General features: G+C 71.8%; 1 pseudogene. It reads right to left on the bottom strand.

The annotated features are described in order from the left end of the window. Nucleotides 1-1,111 (bottom strand): annotated as a pseudogene (gene tnpB, locus CcI156_RS23735) (IS607 family element RNA-guided endonuclease TnpB); the annotation flags it as partial.

The following is a 1,111-nucleotide window of genomic DNA, read 5'->3' on the forward strand; positions in this document are numbered from 1 at the left end:
GGTGAAGCACTCCCGGTCCGACCGGCCCGAGCCGTGCCGGGTTCCCGTTTCCCAGCCGCCCGCCCCGCGGACGGGGTCCTACGGTCGGCTCCACGGGCGTTTACCGTCTCCGACCTACTGGCGGCGACGAGGTTGGACAGGTTGACCGCGGCGTTCAGGTCGCGGCCGCCTACCAGCCCGCAGGACTGGCAGGCGAAGATACGSTCCGACAGGGTGAGGCCTGGGTTTCGCCAGCCRCAGTCGGAACAGGTCTTCGAGCTTGGATACCAGCGGTCCGCGACCACGAGCGTCGATCCGTACCAGAGGGTCTTGTAGGCGAGCTGGCGGCGGACCTCGGCCATCCCGGTATCGGACACGGCACGGGCAAGACGGCGGTTACGGACCATCCCGGCCACGTGCAGGTCTTCCACCACGATCGTGTCGTGGGTCTTGGCCAGCCGGGCGGTGAGCTTGTGCAGCCCGTCGCGGCGCTGGTAGGCGACGCGGGCATGGAGGCGACCGAGGGTGGCGGCGTGTCTACGGCGACCGGCGCTGCCGGGCGTGGAGCGGGCGTAGGCCCGCGACGCGCGGCGCAGTTCGCGCAGCGACCGGGCCAGCGGCCTGGGGTTCTCGACGGTCTCGCCGGTCGACAGGACGGCGAGGTGCCTCACACCCAGGTCGACCCCGACCGGGCCGCCCCGGCGCTGCCGGGTAGACGGCTTGCCGGGGACATCACGGTCGGCCTCCACGGTGAACGCCACGAACCAGCGCCCCGCGGTCCGGGACACGGTCGCGCCCAGCAGGCGTGCGGACCCGTCGACGAGCCGGCCGGTCAGCGCACCCATCGGCTCATGCACCTTGACCCGGCCGACCCGGGGCAGCTTCACCTGCCGATCCCCAGCCGGACCGTAGGCGCCGGTGGTGTACCGGAACGAGTCACGGGCCCTCCCGCGCTTCTTGAACCGGGGAAACCGACCCGCCGGCCCTTCCGCTTCCCTTACCGGGAGTCGGTGAAGTTCTTCAACCCCCGGGCAAGCTGATCCAGGCCAGCGCGGAACGCCTCCTTCGAGCACCGCGCCCACCACGGGGCCAGCTTGTGTTTCGCAGCGTTCCAGGCCAGCCGCAACGCGGG

The organism is Frankia sp. CcI156 (assembly GCF_001983015.1).
GTDB lineage: Bacteria > Actinomycetota > Actinomycetes > Frankiales > Frankiaceae > Frankia > Frankia casuarinae.